The sequence below is a fragment of the Pseudomonas sp. NFIX49 genome, from assembly GCF_900115915.1.
GTDB classification, from domain to species: domain Bacteria; phylum Pseudomonadota; class Gammaproteobacteria; order Pseudomonadales; family Pseudomonadaceae; genus Aquipseudomonas; species Aquipseudomonas pharyngis.
On the sequence record NZ_FOYE01000008.1, the window covers coordinates 1 to 16,041 of the forward strand.

Below are 16,041 nucleotides of genomic sequence, written 5' to 3' on the forward strand. Positions count from 1 at the left end.
CAACACGATGAGCGTTAGCTCGAGTACCGCTTTTGATCGCAGGGCCCGTCGGCAGGCTGAGTGGAGGGATTGATCCGGGGGTGGGAGCGCAGCGACCGTGCGGCGCAGCCGCATGCATCGAGAGGAGGTGCAGCGAAGCAAACCGTAGGCGATGCCCCCGGATCAATCCCGGAGCGAAGGAACCCGAGCCACAGCGAGGGCCGTACGTCAGGGTAAAGCCTTTTTGGTTACTTTTTCGGCGTTTGGAAAAAGTGACCCGCCGTAAGGGCGGAACCCTAAGAAGCCGTTACCGCAGCAACGGATATACAAACAAAACCCGAGGAAACACCCAAAACAAAAAAAGGCGCCCGAACAGACTGTGTGAAAACCTAGCAATCTGTCCGGCCCTTTAAGAAAATGCTCCGTATCGAAAGATACGGAGCATTTTTCGTTATGGCCTACATACAAGGAGAGTCCCGTAGCCAGACCAGCCTGTTCCCGGTCTCGCTGGAGGAACTGATCCCTGAAGATCACCTCGTACGAGTCATCGACCTGTATGTCGCCAAGCTCGATCTGGGCCAGCTCGGTTTTGAGAAAGCTCAGCCCAAGGCCATTGGGCGCCCTGCTTACGACCCCGCCGATCAGCTCAAGCTCTATCTCTATGGCTACTTTCAGCGCATTCGCTCGTCGCGGCGCCTAGAAGCTGAGTGCCAACGCAACATCGAAGTGATGTGGTTGATCAACCGGCTTAAACCCGACTTCAAGACCATCGCCGACTTTCGCAAGAACAACAAAGTAGCTTTCGTTACAACGTGCCGAGCTTTTGTGCAGTTCTGCCGATCCGTCGGCTTGATTGCGGGTGATCTGGTTGCGATCGACGGCAGCAAGTTTCAGGCAGTCGCTTCCTCGCGACGCCACCTGAATTTGAATCAGCTCAAGCGTCAGGAGGAGAAGCTGGATAAGCGGATTGCCCAATACTTGGCTGACCTGGATGCCGCTGATAAAGCAGAGGGCGAGCAAGTGGTCGATCGCACTGCGATCAAGGCGGCACTGGCGAAGCTTGAGGCCAAGCAGCAAGACAACCGTAGTTGCCAAGCTTTGATGAAGTCGATGGGCCTGGAGCAATTCAACACGCACGAAAGCGATGCCCGAATGATGCGCACGCCAAAGGGGGCGCGTGTTGCCTATAACGTGCAAACAGCCGTGGACGCAGAGCACTGTCTGATTTTGCACCATGAGGTGACGCAAGATGGTGACGACCGCAAACAGCTTGAACCCATAGCTAAAGCTGCCAAGGCCGAACTGGGGCAGGACACGCTGACCGTGACAGCCGATATGGGCTACTCAAATGGCCAGCAATTCCAGGCGTGCGAGGAGGCCTCCATTACCGTGTACGTGCCGCCAAATCGAACTTCGAACCCAGGCGGAGAGACATTATTCGAGCGCCAGGACTTTACCTATGACGCTGAACAGGATCGATACCAGTGCCCGGCAGGTCAATGGCTAACCCTGAAACAGCGTTACAAAGGCGACCGGATCTACCAGGCGGCAGTCAGCGACTGCGCTGGATGTGCGCTGAAAGCCCAATGTACAACGGCTCAGCGCCGCTATGTCTCACGCCACGCACAAGAGGAAGCCTTTGAGCGTATGGCACAGCGGATGCAACTGCATCCAGAGATGATGGAGCGACGCAGATCCATCGTGGAGCACCCGTTTGGCAATCTCAAACAATGGCTATTTGGGAACGGGCGGTTCTTGCTACGACAACTTGAAGGGACGAAAGCTGAAATGGCACTGGCCGTGACCGCGTACAACTTCAAGCGGGCGATCAGTGTCCTGGGAGCCAAAAAAATGATGCAACTGATGGGCTGAAGAGCCTTTTTCAGCACAAAAACAAACGCCCCGAATAAGTCGGGGCGTTTGGTCTAAGGCCTGTCAGTGTGTTTTCACACAGTCTGCGAAGGCGCCTTTTCGCTTTACAGCCAAGCCAGCCGTCAAGCCATTTCTGCAGTGGTCTCGAAGTCAAACGTCAACTCACCATCCTTGATGTCGATGTGAACCACACCGCCATGCTCGGCCAGCTCGCCAAACAGAATCTCCTCCGCCAGCGGACGCTTGATCTTGTCCTGGATCAGACGCGCCATCGGACGAGCGCCCATGGCCGAATCGTAACCACCGGCCGCCAGCCAGCTGCGCGCCGCATCGGTAACTTCCAGAAGCACACGCTTGTCTTCCAGCTGCGCCTGAAGTTCGGTGAGGAACTTGTCCACCACGCTCTTGATAACCTCATGACTGAGGCGACCAAACTGAATGATGGTATCCAGACGGTTGCGGAATTCCGGCGTGAAGCTCTTCTTGATCACTTCCATCGCATCGGACGAGTGGTCCTGATGGGTGAAACCGATCGAAGCACGTGCCGCTGTTTCAGCACCGGCGTTGGTGGTCATGATCACGATCACGTTGCGGAAGTCCGCCTTGCGCCCGTTGTTGTCGGTCAGCGTGCCGTGATCCATCACCTGCAGCAGCAGGTTGAAGACTTCCGGATGCGCCTTCTCGATTTCATCGAGCAGCAATACGCAATGCGGTTGCTTGGTGATCGCTTCGGTCAACAGACCGCCCTGGTCGAAACCGACGTACCCCGGAGGTGCACCGATCAAACGCGATACGGTGTGGCGCTCCATGTACTCGGACATGTCGAAGCGCACCAGTTCGATCCCCAACGCCTTGGCCAATTGACGCGCGGCTTCGGTTTTACCGACACCGGTCGGCCCTGCGAACAGGAACGAACCGACAGGCTTGTCAGGCGACTTGAGGCCGGCACGGGACAATTTGATCGCAGTCGACAGCGAATCGATCGCCGCGTCCTGACCAAACACCGTCAGCTTCAGGTCACGCTCCAGATTACGCAGCAGTTCCTTGTCGGAGCTGGTGACGTGCTTCGGCGGAATCCGCGCGATCTTCGCCACGATGTCCTCGACTTCAGGGACTTCGATGCGTTTCACGCGCTTCTCGACCGGTTGCAGACGCTGGTAGGCGCCCGCCTCGTCGATCACGTCGATAGCCTTGTCCGGCATGTGCCGATCATTGATGTAGCGCGAAGCCAGTTCCGCAGCGGCGCGCAGCGACTCATCGCTGTATTCGATGTTGTGGTGCTGTTCGAAACGCCCTTTCAGACCGCGCAGGATACCGATGGTGTCTTCCACCGACGGCTCGACAACATCGACCTTCTGGAAGCGACGCGCCAGGGCGCGGTCTTTTTCGAAGATGCCACGGAATTCCTGGAACGTGGTCGAACCGATGCAGCGAATGTCGCCAGACGACAGCAGCGGCTTGAGCAGGTTCGAGGCATCCATGACGCCACCGGACGCAGCACCCGCACCGATGATGGTGTGGATTTCGTCGATGAACAGGATCGCCTGCGGACGTTTTTTCAGTTCGTTGAGCAGCGCCTTGAAGCGCTTCTCGAAATCACCGCGATACTTGGTGCCCGCGAGCAGAGCGCCCAGATCGAGGGAGTAAACGACGCTGTTGGCCAGCAGGTCCGGCACCTGGTTGTCGACAATGCGCTTGGCCAGGCCCTCGGCGATCGCGGTTTTACCCACGCCCGCCTCGCCGACCAGCAGCGGATTGTTCTTGCGACGACGCGCCAGAATCTGCGCGACACGCTCGACTTCCGTTTCACGCCCGACCAGCGGATCGATCCGGCCCTGGCGTGCGAGTTCGTTGAGATTGCTGGCATAAGCGTCCAGCGGATTGCCTGAAGAAGAAGACTCACCGCCCTCATCGTCCTGCATATCTTGTTCACCTTCAGAGTGATCGCCATGCCCCGGCACTTTGGAAATGCCGTGAGCGATATAGTTGACGACATCAATGCGTGCAACGCTCTGCTGTTTCAGCAGGAACACCGCCTGACTCTCTTGCTCACTGAAGATTGCAACCAGCACGTTGGCGCCGGTTACTTCGCGTTTGCCCGAGCTCTGCACATGAAAGACAGCACGTTGCAGTACACGCTGGAAGCCCAGGGTTGGCTGGGTTTCGCGATCCTCGTCGTGAACGGGAATCAGTGGCGTGGTGGAGTCAATGAACTCCTGCAGGTCGTGCTTGAGTTTGTCGAGGTTTGCGCCGCAGGCACGCAATACGGTGGCGGCAGCCTCATTGTCCAATAGGGCCAGCAGCAGGTGTTCGACGGTCATGAACTCATGACGTTTCGAACGTGCCTCCTTGAAGGCAAGATTGAGGGTGACTTCGAGCTCGCGGTTTAACATAGCTTCACCTCATACCCAAGTGGTCGGCGATTAACCGTCCTTCTCGATTTCACAGAGTAGCGGATGCTGGCTTTCCCTGGCGTACTGGTTGACCTGCATGGCCTTTGTCTCGGCGATGTCGCGGGTAAACACTCCACATACTGCCCGCCCTTCTGTATGGACGGCCAGCATGACCTTGGTCGCCAGCTCGCGATTCAGGTTAAAAAACACCTCGAGCACTTCGACGACGAAATCCATCGGTGTGTAGTCATCATTGAACAAAACCACCTTGTACATCGGCGGCGCCTGTAACGCAGGCTTTGCTTCCTGAACAGCAACGCCTGCCGAATCGTCGTCGTGCTCCTGTGGAAGATCCTTTTGGAGAAGCGGGCGATCCTGATTGAATGTTAGTCGAATCTGGCTGATTGCATGCATGGAAAGAAAGGTTCGTCAGTTGTGCAAATACAGTGGTGGGGGCGGCTTGACACGTTTTCAACTCCGACTGCCCGGTCACCTTGACTATCGGGAAAACGGTGTTACAACCAATAGAACCCACAGTGGGGAAAAAAGATCCGCGGAGTCAATCTTTTTAACGGATTCGACTGCGGATGAATTGGATGATACTCCAGCGATGGAGACTGTTGCAGAGGGATTTGAGCATGGCTGTCGGCAAGGTGAAATGGTTCAACAATGCCAAGGGGTTCGGTTTCATCAACACCGACGCCCGCGAAGGGAAGGACGAAGACGGCAAGGAGATCGATTTCTTTGCCCACTATTCCGCCATTGAAATGGACGGATACAAAACCCTCAAAGCCGGGCAAATCGTCAAATTCGAGATCGTGCAAGGGCCCAAAGGCCTGCACGCCACAAAAATTCAGAATGTCGAAGCCGCAAAAGATGCCGCCTCGGCCGCTGCTCGGCACCAGTCAGTGACCAGCTGAAGCGACCCGGACACCTGCCGGAAAACAAACCGCCCGGCTCGATCACTCGAGCCGGGCGGTTTCGTTGCAGCTGGCTTTCTTACATGTGCTTGATCAGCGCTTCACCGAAGCCCGAAGAAGACACCAGCGTGGCGCCTTCCATCAGACGTTCGAAGTCGTAGGTCACGGTCTTGGCCTTGATGGCGCCATTGGTGCCCTTGATGATCAGGTCGGCCGCCTCGGTCCAGCCCAGGTGGCGCAGCATCATCTCCGCCGACAGGATCACCGAGCCCGGGTTGACCTGGTCCTTGCCGGCATATTTCGGCGCGGTACCGTGGGTCGCCTCGAACATGGCCACGGTGTCGGACAGGTTGGCACCCGGCGCGATACCGATACCGCCCACTTCCGCCGCCAGGGCATCGGACAGGTAGTCACCGTTGAGGTTAAGGGTAGCGATCACATCGTACTCGGCCGGACGCAGCAGGATCTGCTGGAGCATGGCGTCGGCGATGGCGTCCTTGACGACGACTTCGCGGCCGGTTTTCGGGTTCTTGAATTTCATCCACGGGCCGCCATCGAGCAGCTCGGCGCCGAATTCTTCCTTCGCCACCTCATAGCCCCAGTCCTTGAAGGCACCTTCGGTGAATTTCATGATGTTGCCCTTGTGCACGATGGTCAGCGACTTGCGGTCATTGTCCACCACGTATTGCAGGGCCTTGCGCACCAGACGCTTGGTGCCTTCTTTCGAAACAGGCTTGATGCCGATACCGCAATCCTGGTCGAAACGGATCTTGGTGACGCCCATTTCTTCTTTCAGGAACTTGATGACCTTGGTGGCCTCAGGGGAGCCGGCCTTCCATTCGATACCGGCATAAATGTCTTCGGAGTTCTCGCGGAAGATCACCATATCGACGTCGCCGGGCTTTTTCACCGGACTCGGCACGCCTTCGAACCACACCACAGGGCGCAGGCAGACATAGAGATCGAGTTGTTGACGCAGGGCCACGTTGAGGGAGCGGATGCCGCCACCGACCGGAGTGGTCAGCGGGCCCTTGATGGAAACCACGTAATCCTTGACCGCGTCCAGGGTTTCCTGGGGCAGCCAGGTGTCCTGGTCATAAACCTGAGTTGCTTTTTCGCCAGCATAAACCTCCATCCAGGAAATCTTGCGCTTGCCCCCGTAGGCTTTTTCTACGGCAGCATCAACCACTTTGATCATCACAGGGCTGACGTCGACGCCAATGCCGTCACCTTCGATGAAGGGAATGATCGGGTTATCGGGGACATTGAGAGAATGGTCTGCGTTGACGGTGATTTTGTCGCCGACGGCTGGAACCTGAATCTTCTTGTAACCCATGCTGAACTCCATTGTTTGGATTGAACATCTGGCTTGGCTCGAGCGTAACCCAGTTGAATCAACACGCAAACCCTCTGTTCCGGGCGCGGCCACATCTCGTTTCGTACAAGCCTGAAAGCAAAGGGAAAAGCGCCAATCTCAAGCATTCACGCCGACTCTACGCCCCACCCCGCCCTGCGACCTTTAGACCAATGGACGAGAATCGTTGCACATGAACCATCGGCAGATTGCCAGCTACCTATGTATAATGCCGCCCGCTGACCACAGGGTCACGACGGCTGGCCTCTCTAGCACGAGACTTCCGCCTGATTGGTCGGGTTGTTACCGCAGTCCGACTGCTTGACGCTCTACTGATGCACCCAACATCACCGCGAAGATTCTCGACATTCGGTTCATGGATGACTTTGAACGAACGCGCTTACCCGGCGCCCCTCGAGTTTCTGCGCACGCTTTAGCAAAGAAGAGAGAGTTAATCCGAATATGCCCACCCGCTCGAAGATCATCTATACCTTCACCGACGAAGCTCCAGCCCTCGCCACCTATTCCCTGCTGCCGATCATCGAGGCTTACACCGCCTCGGCCGATATCGCCGTGGAAACCCGCGATATCTCTCTTGCAGCGCGTATTCTGGCCAGCTTCCCCGAGCAACTGGGCGACAAAGCCGTAGCCGACCACCTCGCCGAACTGGGCGACCTGGCCGTTACGCCTGAAGCCAACATCATCAAGCTGCCGAACATCAGCGCCTCGGTTCCGCAACTGCAAGCCGCGATCAAAGAACTGCAAGCCCAGGGCTACAACCTGCCGGACTACCCGGAAACCGTGACCAGCGACGCCGACAAAGATGCCAAGGCGCGTTACGACAAGGTCAAGGGCAGCGCCGTGAACCCGGTCCTGCGTGAAGGCAACTCCGACCGTCGCGCGCCGCTGTCGGTCAAGAACTACGCTCGCAAGCACCCGCACAAAATGGGCGCCTGGGCCAAGGACTCCAAGTCCCACGTCGCTCACATGAGCACCGGCGATTTCTACGGCAGCGAAAAAGCGGCCCTGATCGACGCCGCTGACACCGTGAAAATCGAGCTGGTCGCCCAAGACGGCACCACCACCGTCCTGAAAGAAAAAACCACCGTTCAGGCGGGCGAGATCCTCGACTGCTCCGTGATGAGCAAAAAGGCCCTGCGCGCGTTCATCGCCGCTGAAATCGACAGCGCCAAGCAACAAGGCGTGCTGCTGTCGGTTCACCTGAAAGCCACCATGATGAAGGTCTCCGACCCGATCATGTTCGGCCAGATCGTTGCCGAGTTCTACAAGGACGCCCTGACCAAGCACGCCGACGTGCTGGCCGAGATCGGCTTCAACCTGAACAACGGCATCGGCGACCTGTACGCCCGCATCAAATCCCTGCCGGCCGAACAGCAAGCCCAGATCGAAGCTGACGTGCAGGCGGTCTACGCCGTTCGTCCGTCGCTGGCGATGGTCAACTCCGACAAAGGCATCACCAACCTGCACGTGCCAAGCGACGTTATCGTCGACGCCTCGATGCCGGCCATGATCCGTGACTCCGGCAAGATGTGGGGCACCGACGGTCAGCTGCACGACACCAAGGCTGTGATCCCGGATCGCTGCTACGCCACCATCTACCAGGCCGTGATCGAAGATTGCAAAGCCAATGGCGCTTTCGATCCGACCACTATGGGCAGCGTGCCAAACGTTGGCCTGATGGCCAAAAAGGCTGAAGAATACGGCTCCCACGACAAGACCTTCCAGATCAAGGCCGACGGCGTGGTTCGCGTGACCGACAGCAAAGGCACCCTGCTGATGGAACAGGCTGTTGAAGCCGGCGACATCTTCCGCATGTGCCAGACCAAGGACGCGCCGATCCAGGACTGGGTCAAACTGGCCGTCAACCGCGCTCGCGCAAGCAGCACCCCGGCCATTTTCTGGCTGGACCCGATGCGCGCCCACGACGGCGTGGTGATCGAGAAGGTTCAGGCTTACCTGAAGGATCACGACACCACCGGTCTGGACATCCAGATCATGGCGCCGGTCGACGCCATGAAATACACCCTGCAGCGCACCCGCGAAGGCAAGGACACCATTTCGGTGACCGGCAACGTACTGCGCGACTACCTGACCGACCTGTTCCCGATCATGGAACTGGGCACCAGCGCCAAGATGCTGTCGATCGTGCCGCTGATGAACGGCGGTGGCCTGTTCGAAACCGGCGCCGGCGGTTCGGCTCCGAAGCACGTGCAGCAACTGGTCGAAGAGAACTTCCTGCGCTGGGATTCGCTGGGTGAATTCCTGGCCCTGGCCGCTTCTCTCGAGCACCTGGGTGTGAACTACAACAACCCGAAAGCGCTGGTACTGTCCAAGACCCTGGACCAGGCCACCGGCCAGTTCCTCGACAACAACAAGTCGCCATCGCGCAAAGTCGGCAACATCGACAACCGCGGCAGCCACTTCTACCTGGCGATGTACTGGGCACAAGCCCTGGCCGCCCAGACTGAAGACGCTGCACTGCAAGCGCAGTTCGCGACCCTGGCCAAGACCCTGACCGAGAACGAAGCGACCATCGTCGCCGAGCTCAACGCCGTTCAGGGCAAGCCAGTGGACATCGGCGGTTACTACCACGCCAATGCCGAGCTGATCAGCAAGGCCATGCGCCCAAGCGCAACCCTCAACGCGGCCATCGCTGCGCTGGTATAAGGTTGTAAAGGGAACATCACAAACCCCGGCCATGCGCCGGGGTTTGTGTTTCTGCCTTTCGCCCAGGAGATTCAATCAATGCAATGGCTCCCCCACATCACCGTCGCCACCATCGTCGAGGACAACGGTCGTTTCCTGATGGTCGAGGAACACAAGGCCGGGCGTAATGTGCTCAATCAGCCTGCCGGCCATCTGGATCCGGACGAAACCCTGATCGAAGCCGCCGTGCGCGAAACCCTCGAGGAAACCGGCTGGGACGTCGGACCCACCGCCGTAATCGGCATTTATCTGTACACCGCCCCGAGCAACGGTGTGACTTACCAGCGCGTGTGCTTCAGCGCCAAAGCGGTGAAACACCACCCGGATTATCAACTGGACGACGGCATCGTCGGCGCCAAGTGGCTGACCCGCGACGAATTATTGGCCCAGCGCGATAACTGGCGCAGCGAGCTGATCATCCGCTGCATCGACGATTATCTGGCCGGCAATCGCTTCGGCCTCGAACTGATCCGCCCTTCCCTTTAGCCTTGAGGCCGTGAGCCTGATAGAATCGCGTCCTTTTTCAAGACACTCATTGAATCCCTATGCGTGATCCAGCCCCTTCTGACACATCCAAGAAGCGCGTCATTGTCGGCATGTCCGGCGGCGTGGACTCTTCCGTTTCCGCTCTCCTGCTGATCGAGCAGGGCTATGAAGTGGAAGGCCTGTTCATGAAGAACTGGGAAGAAGACGACGGAACGGAATACTGCACCGCCATGGACGACCTGGCGGATGCCCAGGCCGTGTGCGACAAGATCGGTATCAAGCTGCACACCGCCAACTTCGCCGCCGAGTACTGGGACAACGTGTTCGAGCATTTCCTGGCCGAATACAAGGCCGGCCGCACGCCGAACCCGGACATCCTGTGCAACCGCGAGATCAAGTTCAAGGCGTTCCTCGACTACGCCATGATGCTCGGCGCCGACCTGATCGCTACCGGTCACTACGTACGCCGCCGCGACATCGACGGCCGCACCGAGCTGCTCAAGGGCCTGGATCCGAACAAGGATCAGAGCTACTTCCTGCACGCCGTCGGCGGCGAACAGATCGCCAAGACCCTGTTCCCGGTCGGCGAGCTGGAAAAGCCGGAAGTCCGCGCAATTGCCGAGAAATACGAGCTGGCAACCGCCAAGAAGAAGGATTCCACCGGGATCTGCTTCATCGGCGAGCGTCGCTTCAGCGATTTCCTCAAGCAATACCTGCCGGCGCAACCGGGCGAGATCAAGACCACCGAAGGCGAAGTCATCGGCCGCCACCACGGCTTGATGTACCACACCATCGGCCAGCGTCAGGGCCTGGGCATCGGCGGTTTGAAAGACGCCGGCGACGAGCCGTGGTACGTGCTGCGCAAGGACCTGGACACCAACGAGCTGATCGTCGGCCAGGGCAACAACCATCCGTGGCTGTTCTCCAGCGCCCTGCTCGCTTCGGAAATCTATTGGGTCAACCCGATCGATCTGAGCCAGCCGTTGCGTCTGACCGCCAAAGTCCGTTATCGCCAGAGCGATCAGGCCTGCACCCTTGAGAAAACCGAAACCGGCTATCGTGCCGTGTTCGACGAGCCGCAACGCGCGGTCACGCCGGGCCAGTCAGTGGTGTTCTATGACGGTGAAATCTGCCTCGGTGGCGGCGTGATCGAAGTCGCCGAGCCGTGGAGCGGCCAGGCATGAGCCCGACTCAGGAACAATTGACCGCTCTGGGCGGCGTGTTTCTCGCCGCCGTGCTGGTCGACCGCATCGCCAAGACCGGCCAGACCAACGAGGCCGGCCTGAGCTGCATGCTCGGCAGCCTGCTGGTTCGCGACCCGAAAGACACCCTGGATGTTTACGGCGGCGACGACATCAACCTGCGCGAGGGTTACCGCGCGTTGATCGGCGCCCTCGAACGAGACCCGAGCACCTTGCAGCGCGAACCGCTGCGCTACGCGCTGTCGATGCTCGGCCTTGAGCGACAACTGGCCAAGCGCAACGACCTGCTCGACGTGATCGGCAAGCGCCTGCCGCAGATCCAGTCGCAGGTCGAGCATTTCGGCCCGGCCCACGAAAACGTGATCGCGGCCTGCGGTGCGCTGTATCAGGACACCTTGAGCACGCTGCGCCAACGCATTCAGGTGCATGGCGACATGCGCAATCTGCAGCAGCCGAGCAACGCCTCGAAGATCCGCGCCCTGCTGCTCGCCGGCATTCGTTCGGCACGCCTGTGGCGCCAGCTCGGCGGTCATCGCTGGCAGCTTGTCGTCAGCCGACGCAAATTGCTCAAAGAGCTGTATCCGTTGATGCGCAGCGAGTAAATCGCCGCGCAATAAAAGCTTTGTAGTCTGTAACGCGTAATACGCCGGTCAGTTGGCGACGGACCGGCGGATTTTTTCATGTATGATACGCGCCCCATTTCGTTGCCCGACTGTCCGAGAACACCCCATGCAGCTCTCTTCGCTCACTGCGGTTTCCCCTGTTGACGGCCGCTACGCCGGCAAAACCCAGGCCCTGCGCCCAATTTTCAGCGAGTACGGTCTGATCCGTGCCCGCGTTCTGGTTGAAGTGCGCTGGCTCCAGCGCCTGGCCGCTCACGCCGGCATCCCGGAAGTGCCAGCCTTCTCCGCCGAAGCCAACGCCGTTCTGAATGAACTGGCCGAGAACTTCTCGCTGGAGCACGCCGAGCGCGTGAAAGAGATCGAGCGCACCACCAACCACGACGTCAAAGCGATCGAATACCTGCTCAAAGAGCAGGCGGCCAAGCTGCCGGAGCTGGCCAAGGTCAGCGAATTCATCCACTTCGCCTGCACCAGCGAGGACATCAACAACCTGTCCCACGCCCTGATGCTGCGCGAAGGCCGTGACGACGTGATGCTGCCGCTGATGCGCCAGACCGCCAACGCCATCCGCGAACTGGCCATCCGCTTCGCCGACGTGCCGATGCTGTCGCGCACCCACGGCCAGCCGGCTTCGCCGACCACCCTGGGCAAAGAGCTGGCGAACGTGGTTTACCGTCTCGAGCGTCAGATCGCTCAGGTCGCTGCCGTTCCGCTGCTGGGCAAGATCAACGGCGCTGTCGGCAACTACAACGCTCACCTGTCGGCCTACCCGCAGATCGACTGGGAAGCCAACGCCCGCGCCTTCATCGAAGACGAGCTGGGCCTGGGCTTCAACCCGTACACCACGCAGATCGAGCCGCACGACTACATCGCCGAGCTGTTCGACGCCATTGCGCGCTTCAACACCATCCTGATCGACTTTGACCGTGACATCTGGGGCTACATCTCCCTGGGTTACTTCAAGCAGCGCACCATCGCCGGCGAAATCGGTTCGTCGACCATGCCGCACAAGGTCAACCCGATCGACTTCGAAAACTCCGAAGGCAACCTGGGCATCGCCAACGCACTGTTCCAGCACCTGGCGAGCAAACTGCCGATCTCCCGCTGGCAGCGCGACCTGACCGACTCCACCGTTCTGCGCAACCTCGGTGTCGGCTTCGCCCACAGCGTGATCGCGTACGAAGCGAGCCTCAAAGGCATCAGCAAGCTCGAGCTGAACGCTGACAAGATCGCTGCCGATCTGGACGCTTGCTGGGAAGTCCTGGCCGAGCCGATCCAGACCGTGATGCGCCGCTACAACATCGAAAACCCGTACGAGAAGCTGAAAGAACTGACCCGCGGCAAGGGTATCAGCCCTGAAGCGCTGCAGACTTTCATCGATGGCCTGGACATGCCGGCCGCTGCGAAAGCCGAGCTCAAGCAACTGACCCCGGCCAACTACATCGGCAACGCTGTAGCGCAAGCCAAACGCATCTGATCGACTGCTTGACCCGTTTGAGACGCCCGGCCGCGCCGGGCGTTTTTATTCCCGTCTGAAAAATGCTTTTTTTCAATAGGTTACATATGAATCCCGATATTCCTCTTCAACTTCTGGGTGGTCTTACGGCGCGCGAATTCATGCGCGATTACTGGCAGAAAAAACCACTGCTGATCCGTCAGGCGATTCCTGATTTCGAAAGCCCGATCGACGCCGACGAACTCGCCGGCCTGGCCCTGGAAGAAGAAGTCGAATCGCGTCTGGTGATCGAGCACGGCGAGCGTCCATGGGAACTGCGTCGCGGCCCGTTCGCCGAGGACGAATTCAGCAAACTGCCGGAGCGTGAGTGGACCCTGCTGGTGCAGGCGGTCGATCAGTTCGTGCCGGAAGTCAGCGAGCTGCTGGAAAATTTCCGCTTCCTGCCGAGCTGGCGCGTCGACGACGTAATGATCAGCTTCGCCGCCCCGGGTGGCAGCGTCGGCCCGCACTTCGACAACTACGACGTGTTCCTGCTGCAAGGCCACGGCAAGCGCAACTGGAAAATCGGCCAGATGTGCGACTCCGAAAGCCCGCTGCTGCAACACGCGGACCTGCGTATCCTCGCCGAATTCCACGAGACCGAAGAGTGGGTGCTCGAACCGGGCGACATGCTCTACCTGCCACCACGCCTGGCCCACTGCGGCGTTGCCGTCGATGACTGCATGACCTACTCGGTCGGTTTCCGCGCACCGAGCGCCGCTGAAGTGCTGACCCACTTCACCGACTTCCTCAGCCAGTTCCTGACTGACGAAGAGCGCTACACCGACGCCGATGCAAAACCGGTCAGCGATGATCCACATCAGATCCAGCACGATGCACTCGGCCGCCTGAAAGCGCTGCTCGCCGAGCACATGAGCGATGAGCGCCTGCTGCTGACCTGGTTCGGCCAGTACATGACCGAGCCGCGTTATCCAGAGCTGGTGGTAGGCCCGGAAGAGGTCGAGGAAGAAGACTTGCTCGGCGCACTCGAAGACGGCGCCATCCTGATCCGCAACCCGAGCGCGCGCCTGGCGTGGTCGGACGTCGATGACGACCTGCTGTTGTTCGCCAGCGGCCAGAGCCGCTACCTGCCGGGCAAGCTGCGCGAACTGCTGAAGCTGATCTGCTCCGCCGACGCCCTGCACACCGACAACCTCGGTGACTGGCTGAGCGACGAAGACGGTCGCGGCCTGCTGTGCGAACTGGTCAAACAGGGCAGTCTGGGGTTCGCCGACGATGAATAAGATTCGCGTACGTGTTGCAGACTGGCAAAAGGACAACGCCGAGATCCGCCGCATTCGCGAAACGGTGTTCATTGCCGAACAATCGGTTCCACCCGAGCTTGAGTGGGACGCCGATGACGCCACGGCGGTGCATTTTCTGGCTTTCGAAGGCGATTTTCCGATCGGCACCGCCCGCCTCTTGCCCGACGGGCATGTCGGCCGGGTTTCGGTACTGAAGGACTGGCGCGGCCTGAAGGTCGGCGATGCGCTGATGCAAGCGGTGATTGCCGAAGCGGAAGCACGCGGCCTGAAGCAGCAGATGCTCAGCGCCCAGGTACAGGCCACGGCGTTCTATGAGCGCCTGGGTTTCAACCTGGTCAGCGAGGAATTCCTCGAAGCCGGGATTCCGCATGTCGACATGGTTCGTCATTCGGCTTAAGACCCAGGCACCGATCGTTCCCACGCTCTGCGTGGGGATGCCCCTCGGGACGCTCCGCGTCCCTTGCGGCATGTGACGCAGAGCGTCACTGGCTGCATTCCCACGCAGAGCGTGGGAACGATCAACACCTAAAACGCCCCGCCATCTCACGATGCCGGGGCGTTTTGCTGTCTACGATTCAACTTGCCCCACCCCGGGCCGACAAACTGGCAATATCAAGCCTTTCGAAAGCGGAGATAACGGACATGTCCCTACGCACCCTGCTCACCACCCTGCTGCTCGGCTGCAGTTTTTCGGTGATGGCAGCCACAGAAATCGTGCCCCTCAAGTACCACACCAGTGCCGACATGCTGCCGGTGGCTCAGGACTTCATCGGCAAGGACGGCCAGGTCAGCGCCTATGGCAACCAACTGATCGTCAAGGCCGAGCCCGGCAAGATTCAAGAACTCAAGGACCTGCTCTCGCAACTCGACACCGCGCCCAAGCGCCTGCTGATCACGGTCGACACCAACGAAAACAACGGTCGTGGCGATGAAGGCTATTCGGTCAACGGCGCGCAGACCCGGATCATCAGCCGCAGCACCGCCAGCCGTGACGGCGGCATTCAGCAGATCCAGGCCAGCGAAGGTGCACCGGCACTGATCCAGGTCGGCCAGAGCGTGCCGATCACCAGCAGCCAGACCAACTCCTACGGCGATTACAGCAGCCAGACGCAATATCGCAACGTCACCCAGGGCTTTTACGTCACCGCCAGCGTCACCGGCGAAACCGTTCACCTGGCCATCAGTACCAACCGTGACCGCATGAGCCAGGAACGTCCCGATGTAGTGAACGTGCAAAGCACCGACACAACCGTCACCGGACGCCTGGGCGAATGGATCACCCTCGCCGGCGTGAATCGCCAGACCCAGGCCGACAAACAGAGCCTGGCCCGCAGCTACTCTACTCAAGGCCGGGATGACATGACGTTGCGGGTGAAAGTCGACACGCTGGACTAAAGCACCAAAAACTGACTGATTAGTCGTATTAGACGAAAGATGTAGTGCTTTAAAAAAAGCACTACAAAACGTTTGACGAGCCAAAAAAGCGAAGGCATGATGGCCTCGCTCCCGCTAATCAGAGGCTTGGCAAGGGCCTTCGAAGCGCTGCTCGCAACCATCCCCGCGAGCCGTTTCGTGTCTGTACCGCCCACAAGGCGTGTTTGACGAGGTTGCCGACTGGAACGAAGTTGTCCCGAGGGACGGAAGCGTAATTAGGTAACCCGGCTTTACACTGTCGTTCGTATAAAGGCCCACGACGCCCGAATGCGCCCACCAGTTCGCCTTTAC

Annotated in this window: 13 protein-coding genes; 10 read left to right on the top strand and 3 right to left on the bottom strand. The window is 59.3% G+C overall.

Annotated elements, in window-relative coordinates:
- Positions 1–432 precede the first annotated feature (432 nt).
- Positions 433–1,851 (top strand): IS1182-like element ISPfl3 family transposase, encoded by a 1,419-nt coding sequence (locus BMZ46_RS22145; protein WP_074688940.1) that lies wholly within the window; start codon positions 433–435, stop codon positions 1,849–1,851.
- 122 nt (positions 1,852–1,973) lie between these two features.
- Here BMZ46_RS22145 and clpA read toward each other — a convergent pair whose 3' ends face one another.
- Positions 1,974–4,244, bottom strand: a complete 2,271-nt coding sequence (gene clpA / locus BMZ46_RS22150) for an ATP-dependent Clp protease ATP-binding subunit ClpA (protein ID WP_007951436.1) — start codon at positions 4,242–4,244, stop codon at positions 1,974–1,976.
- Between the two features lie 30 nt (positions 4,245–4,274).
- Entirely contained in the window at positions 4,275–4,658 is a 384-nt protein-coding gene (clpS, locus tag BMZ46_RS22155; RefSeq protein ID WP_011334948.1) for an ATP-dependent Clp protease adapter ClpS, read from the bottom strand.
- Between the two features lie 224 nt (positions 4,659–4,882).
- On the opposite strand from clpS, the gene BMZ46_RS22160 reads away from it, so the two are divergent.
- Positions 4,883–5,164 (top strand): cold shock domain-containing protein, encoded by a 282-nt coding sequence (locus BMZ46_RS22160; protein WP_039767406.1) that lies wholly within the window; start codon positions 4,883–4,885, stop codon positions 5,162–5,164.
- 79 nt (positions 5,165–5,243) lie between these two features.
- Here BMZ46_RS22160 and icd read toward each other — a convergent pair whose 3' ends face one another.
- A complete protein-coding gene (gene icd / locus BMZ46_RS22165; RefSeq protein ID WP_007951441.1) occupies positions 5,244–6,500 on the bottom strand; it encodes an NADP-dependent isocitrate dehydrogenase in 1,257 nt (418 codons plus the stop codon).
- Between the two features lie 480 nt (positions 6,501–6,980).
- Between icd and BMZ46_RS22175 the strand changes: the two genes are divergently transcribed.
- The 8 genes from BMZ46_RS22175 (at position 6,981) to BMZ46_RS22210 (ending at position 15,711) form a co-directional block, all read left to right on the top strand.
- Complete coding sequence (locus tag BMZ46_RS22175) at positions 6,981–9,206, top strand: NADP-dependent isocitrate dehydrogenase (RefSeq protein ID WP_074688942.1); 2,226 nt, start codon at positions 6,981–6,983, stop codon at positions 9,204–9,206.
- 78 nt (positions 9,207–9,284) lie between these two features.
- Positions 9,285–9,731, top strand: a complete 447-nt coding sequence (locus tag BMZ46_RS22180) for an NUDIX hydrolase (RefSeq protein WP_074688944.1) — start codon at positions 9,285–9,287, stop codon at positions 9,729–9,731.
- Between the two features lie 59 nt (positions 9,732–9,790).
- On the top strand, positions 9,791–10,915 hold the full coding sequence (mnmA, locus tag BMZ46_RS22185) for a tRNA 2-thiouridine(34) synthase MnmA (RefSeq protein ID WP_074688946.1): 1,125 nt from the start codon (positions 9,791–9,793) through the stop codon (positions 10,913–10,915).
- Positions 10,912–11,535 carry a high frequency lysogenization protein HflD gene (gene hflD / locus BMZ46_RS22190; protein WP_074688947.1) on the top strand — a complete coding sequence of 208 codons (624 nt, stop codon included), beginning with the start codon at positions 10,912–10,914 and terminating at the stop codon, positions 11,533–11,535. Before mnmA ends, hflD begins: the two co-directional genes overlap by 4 nt.
- A 127-nt stretch (positions 11,536–11,662) precedes the next feature.
- On the top strand, positions 11,663–13,033 hold the full coding sequence (gene purB / locus BMZ46_RS22195) for an adenylosuccinate lyase (protein ID WP_039767413.1): 1,371 nt from the start codon (positions 11,663–11,665) through the stop codon (positions 13,031–13,033).
- A gap of 86 nt (positions 13,034–13,119) precedes the next feature.
- A complete protein-coding gene (locus BMZ46_RS22200) occupies positions 13,120–14,295 on the top strand; it encodes a ribosomal protein uL16 3-hydroxylase (RefSeq protein WP_007951451.1) in 1,176 nt (391 codons plus the stop codon).
- Positions 14,288–14,713, top strand: coding sequence for a GNAT family N-acetyltransferase (locus tag BMZ46_RS22205; protein WP_007951452.1), 426 nt, complete (start codon positions 14,288–14,290; stop codon positions 14,711–14,713). Before BMZ46_RS22200 ends, BMZ46_RS22205 begins: the two co-directional genes overlap by 8 nt.
- A 245-nt stretch (positions 14,714–14,958) precedes the next feature.
- On the top strand, positions 14,959–15,711 hold the full coding sequence (locus BMZ46_RS22210) for a secretin N-terminal domain-containing protein (RefSeq protein WP_039767417.1): 753 nt from the start codon (positions 14,959–14,961) through the stop codon (positions 15,709–15,711).
- The last annotated feature ends 330 nt before the right edge of the window (positions 15,712–16,041 follow it).

Excerpts from the sequence above, each read along its gene's own strand:
- BMZ46_RS22145 (WP_074688940.1), top strand. The coding sequence starts at position 433 with ATGGCCTACATACAAGGAGAGTCCCGTAGCCAGACCAGCCTGTTCCCG.
- clpA (WP_007951436.1), bottom strand. The coding sequence starts at position 4,244 with ATGTTAAACCGCGAGCTCGAAGTCACCCTCAATCTTGCCTTCAAGGAG.
- clpS (WP_011334948.1), bottom strand. The coding sequence starts at position 4,658 with ATGCATGCAATCAGCCAGATTCGACTAACATTCAATCAGGATCGCCCG.
- BMZ46_RS22160 (WP_039767406.1), top strand. The coding sequence starts at position 4,883 with ATGGCTGTCGGCAAGGTGAAATGGTTCAACAATGCCAAGGGGTTCGGT.
- icd (WP_007951441.1), bottom strand. The coding sequence starts at position 6,500 with ATGGGTTACAAGAAGATTCAGGTTCCAGCCGTCGGCGACAAAATCACC.
- BMZ46_RS22175 (WP_074688942.1), top strand. The coding sequence starts at position 6,981 with ATGCCCACCCGCTCGAAGATCATCTATACCTTCACCGACGAAGCTCCA.
- BMZ46_RS22180 (WP_074688944.1), top strand. The coding sequence starts at position 9,285 with ATGCAATGGCTCCCCCACATCACCGTCGCCACCATCGTCGAGGACAAC.
- mnmA (WP_074688946.1), top strand. The coding sequence starts at position 9,791 with ATGCGTGATCCAGCCCCTTCTGACACATCCAAGAAGCGCGTCATTGTC.
- hflD (WP_074688947.1), top strand. The coding sequence starts at position 10,912 with ATGAGCCCGACTCAGGAACAATTGACCGCTCTGGGCGGCGTGTTTCTC.
- purB (WP_039767413.1), top strand. The coding sequence starts at position 11,663 with ATGCAGCTCTCTTCGCTCACTGCGGTTTCCCCTGTTGACGGCCGCTAC.
- BMZ46_RS22200 (WP_007951451.1), top strand. The coding sequence starts at position 13,120 with ATGAATCCCGATATTCCTCTTCAACTTCTGGGTGGTCTTACGGCGCGC.
- BMZ46_RS22205 (WP_007951452.1), top strand. The coding sequence starts at position 14,288 with ATGAATAAGATTCGCGTACGTGTTGCAGACTGGCAAAAGGACAACGCC.
- BMZ46_RS22210 (WP_039767417.1), top strand. The coding sequence starts at position 14,959 with ATGTCCCTACGCACCCTGCTCACCACCCTGCTGCTCGGCTGCAGTTTT.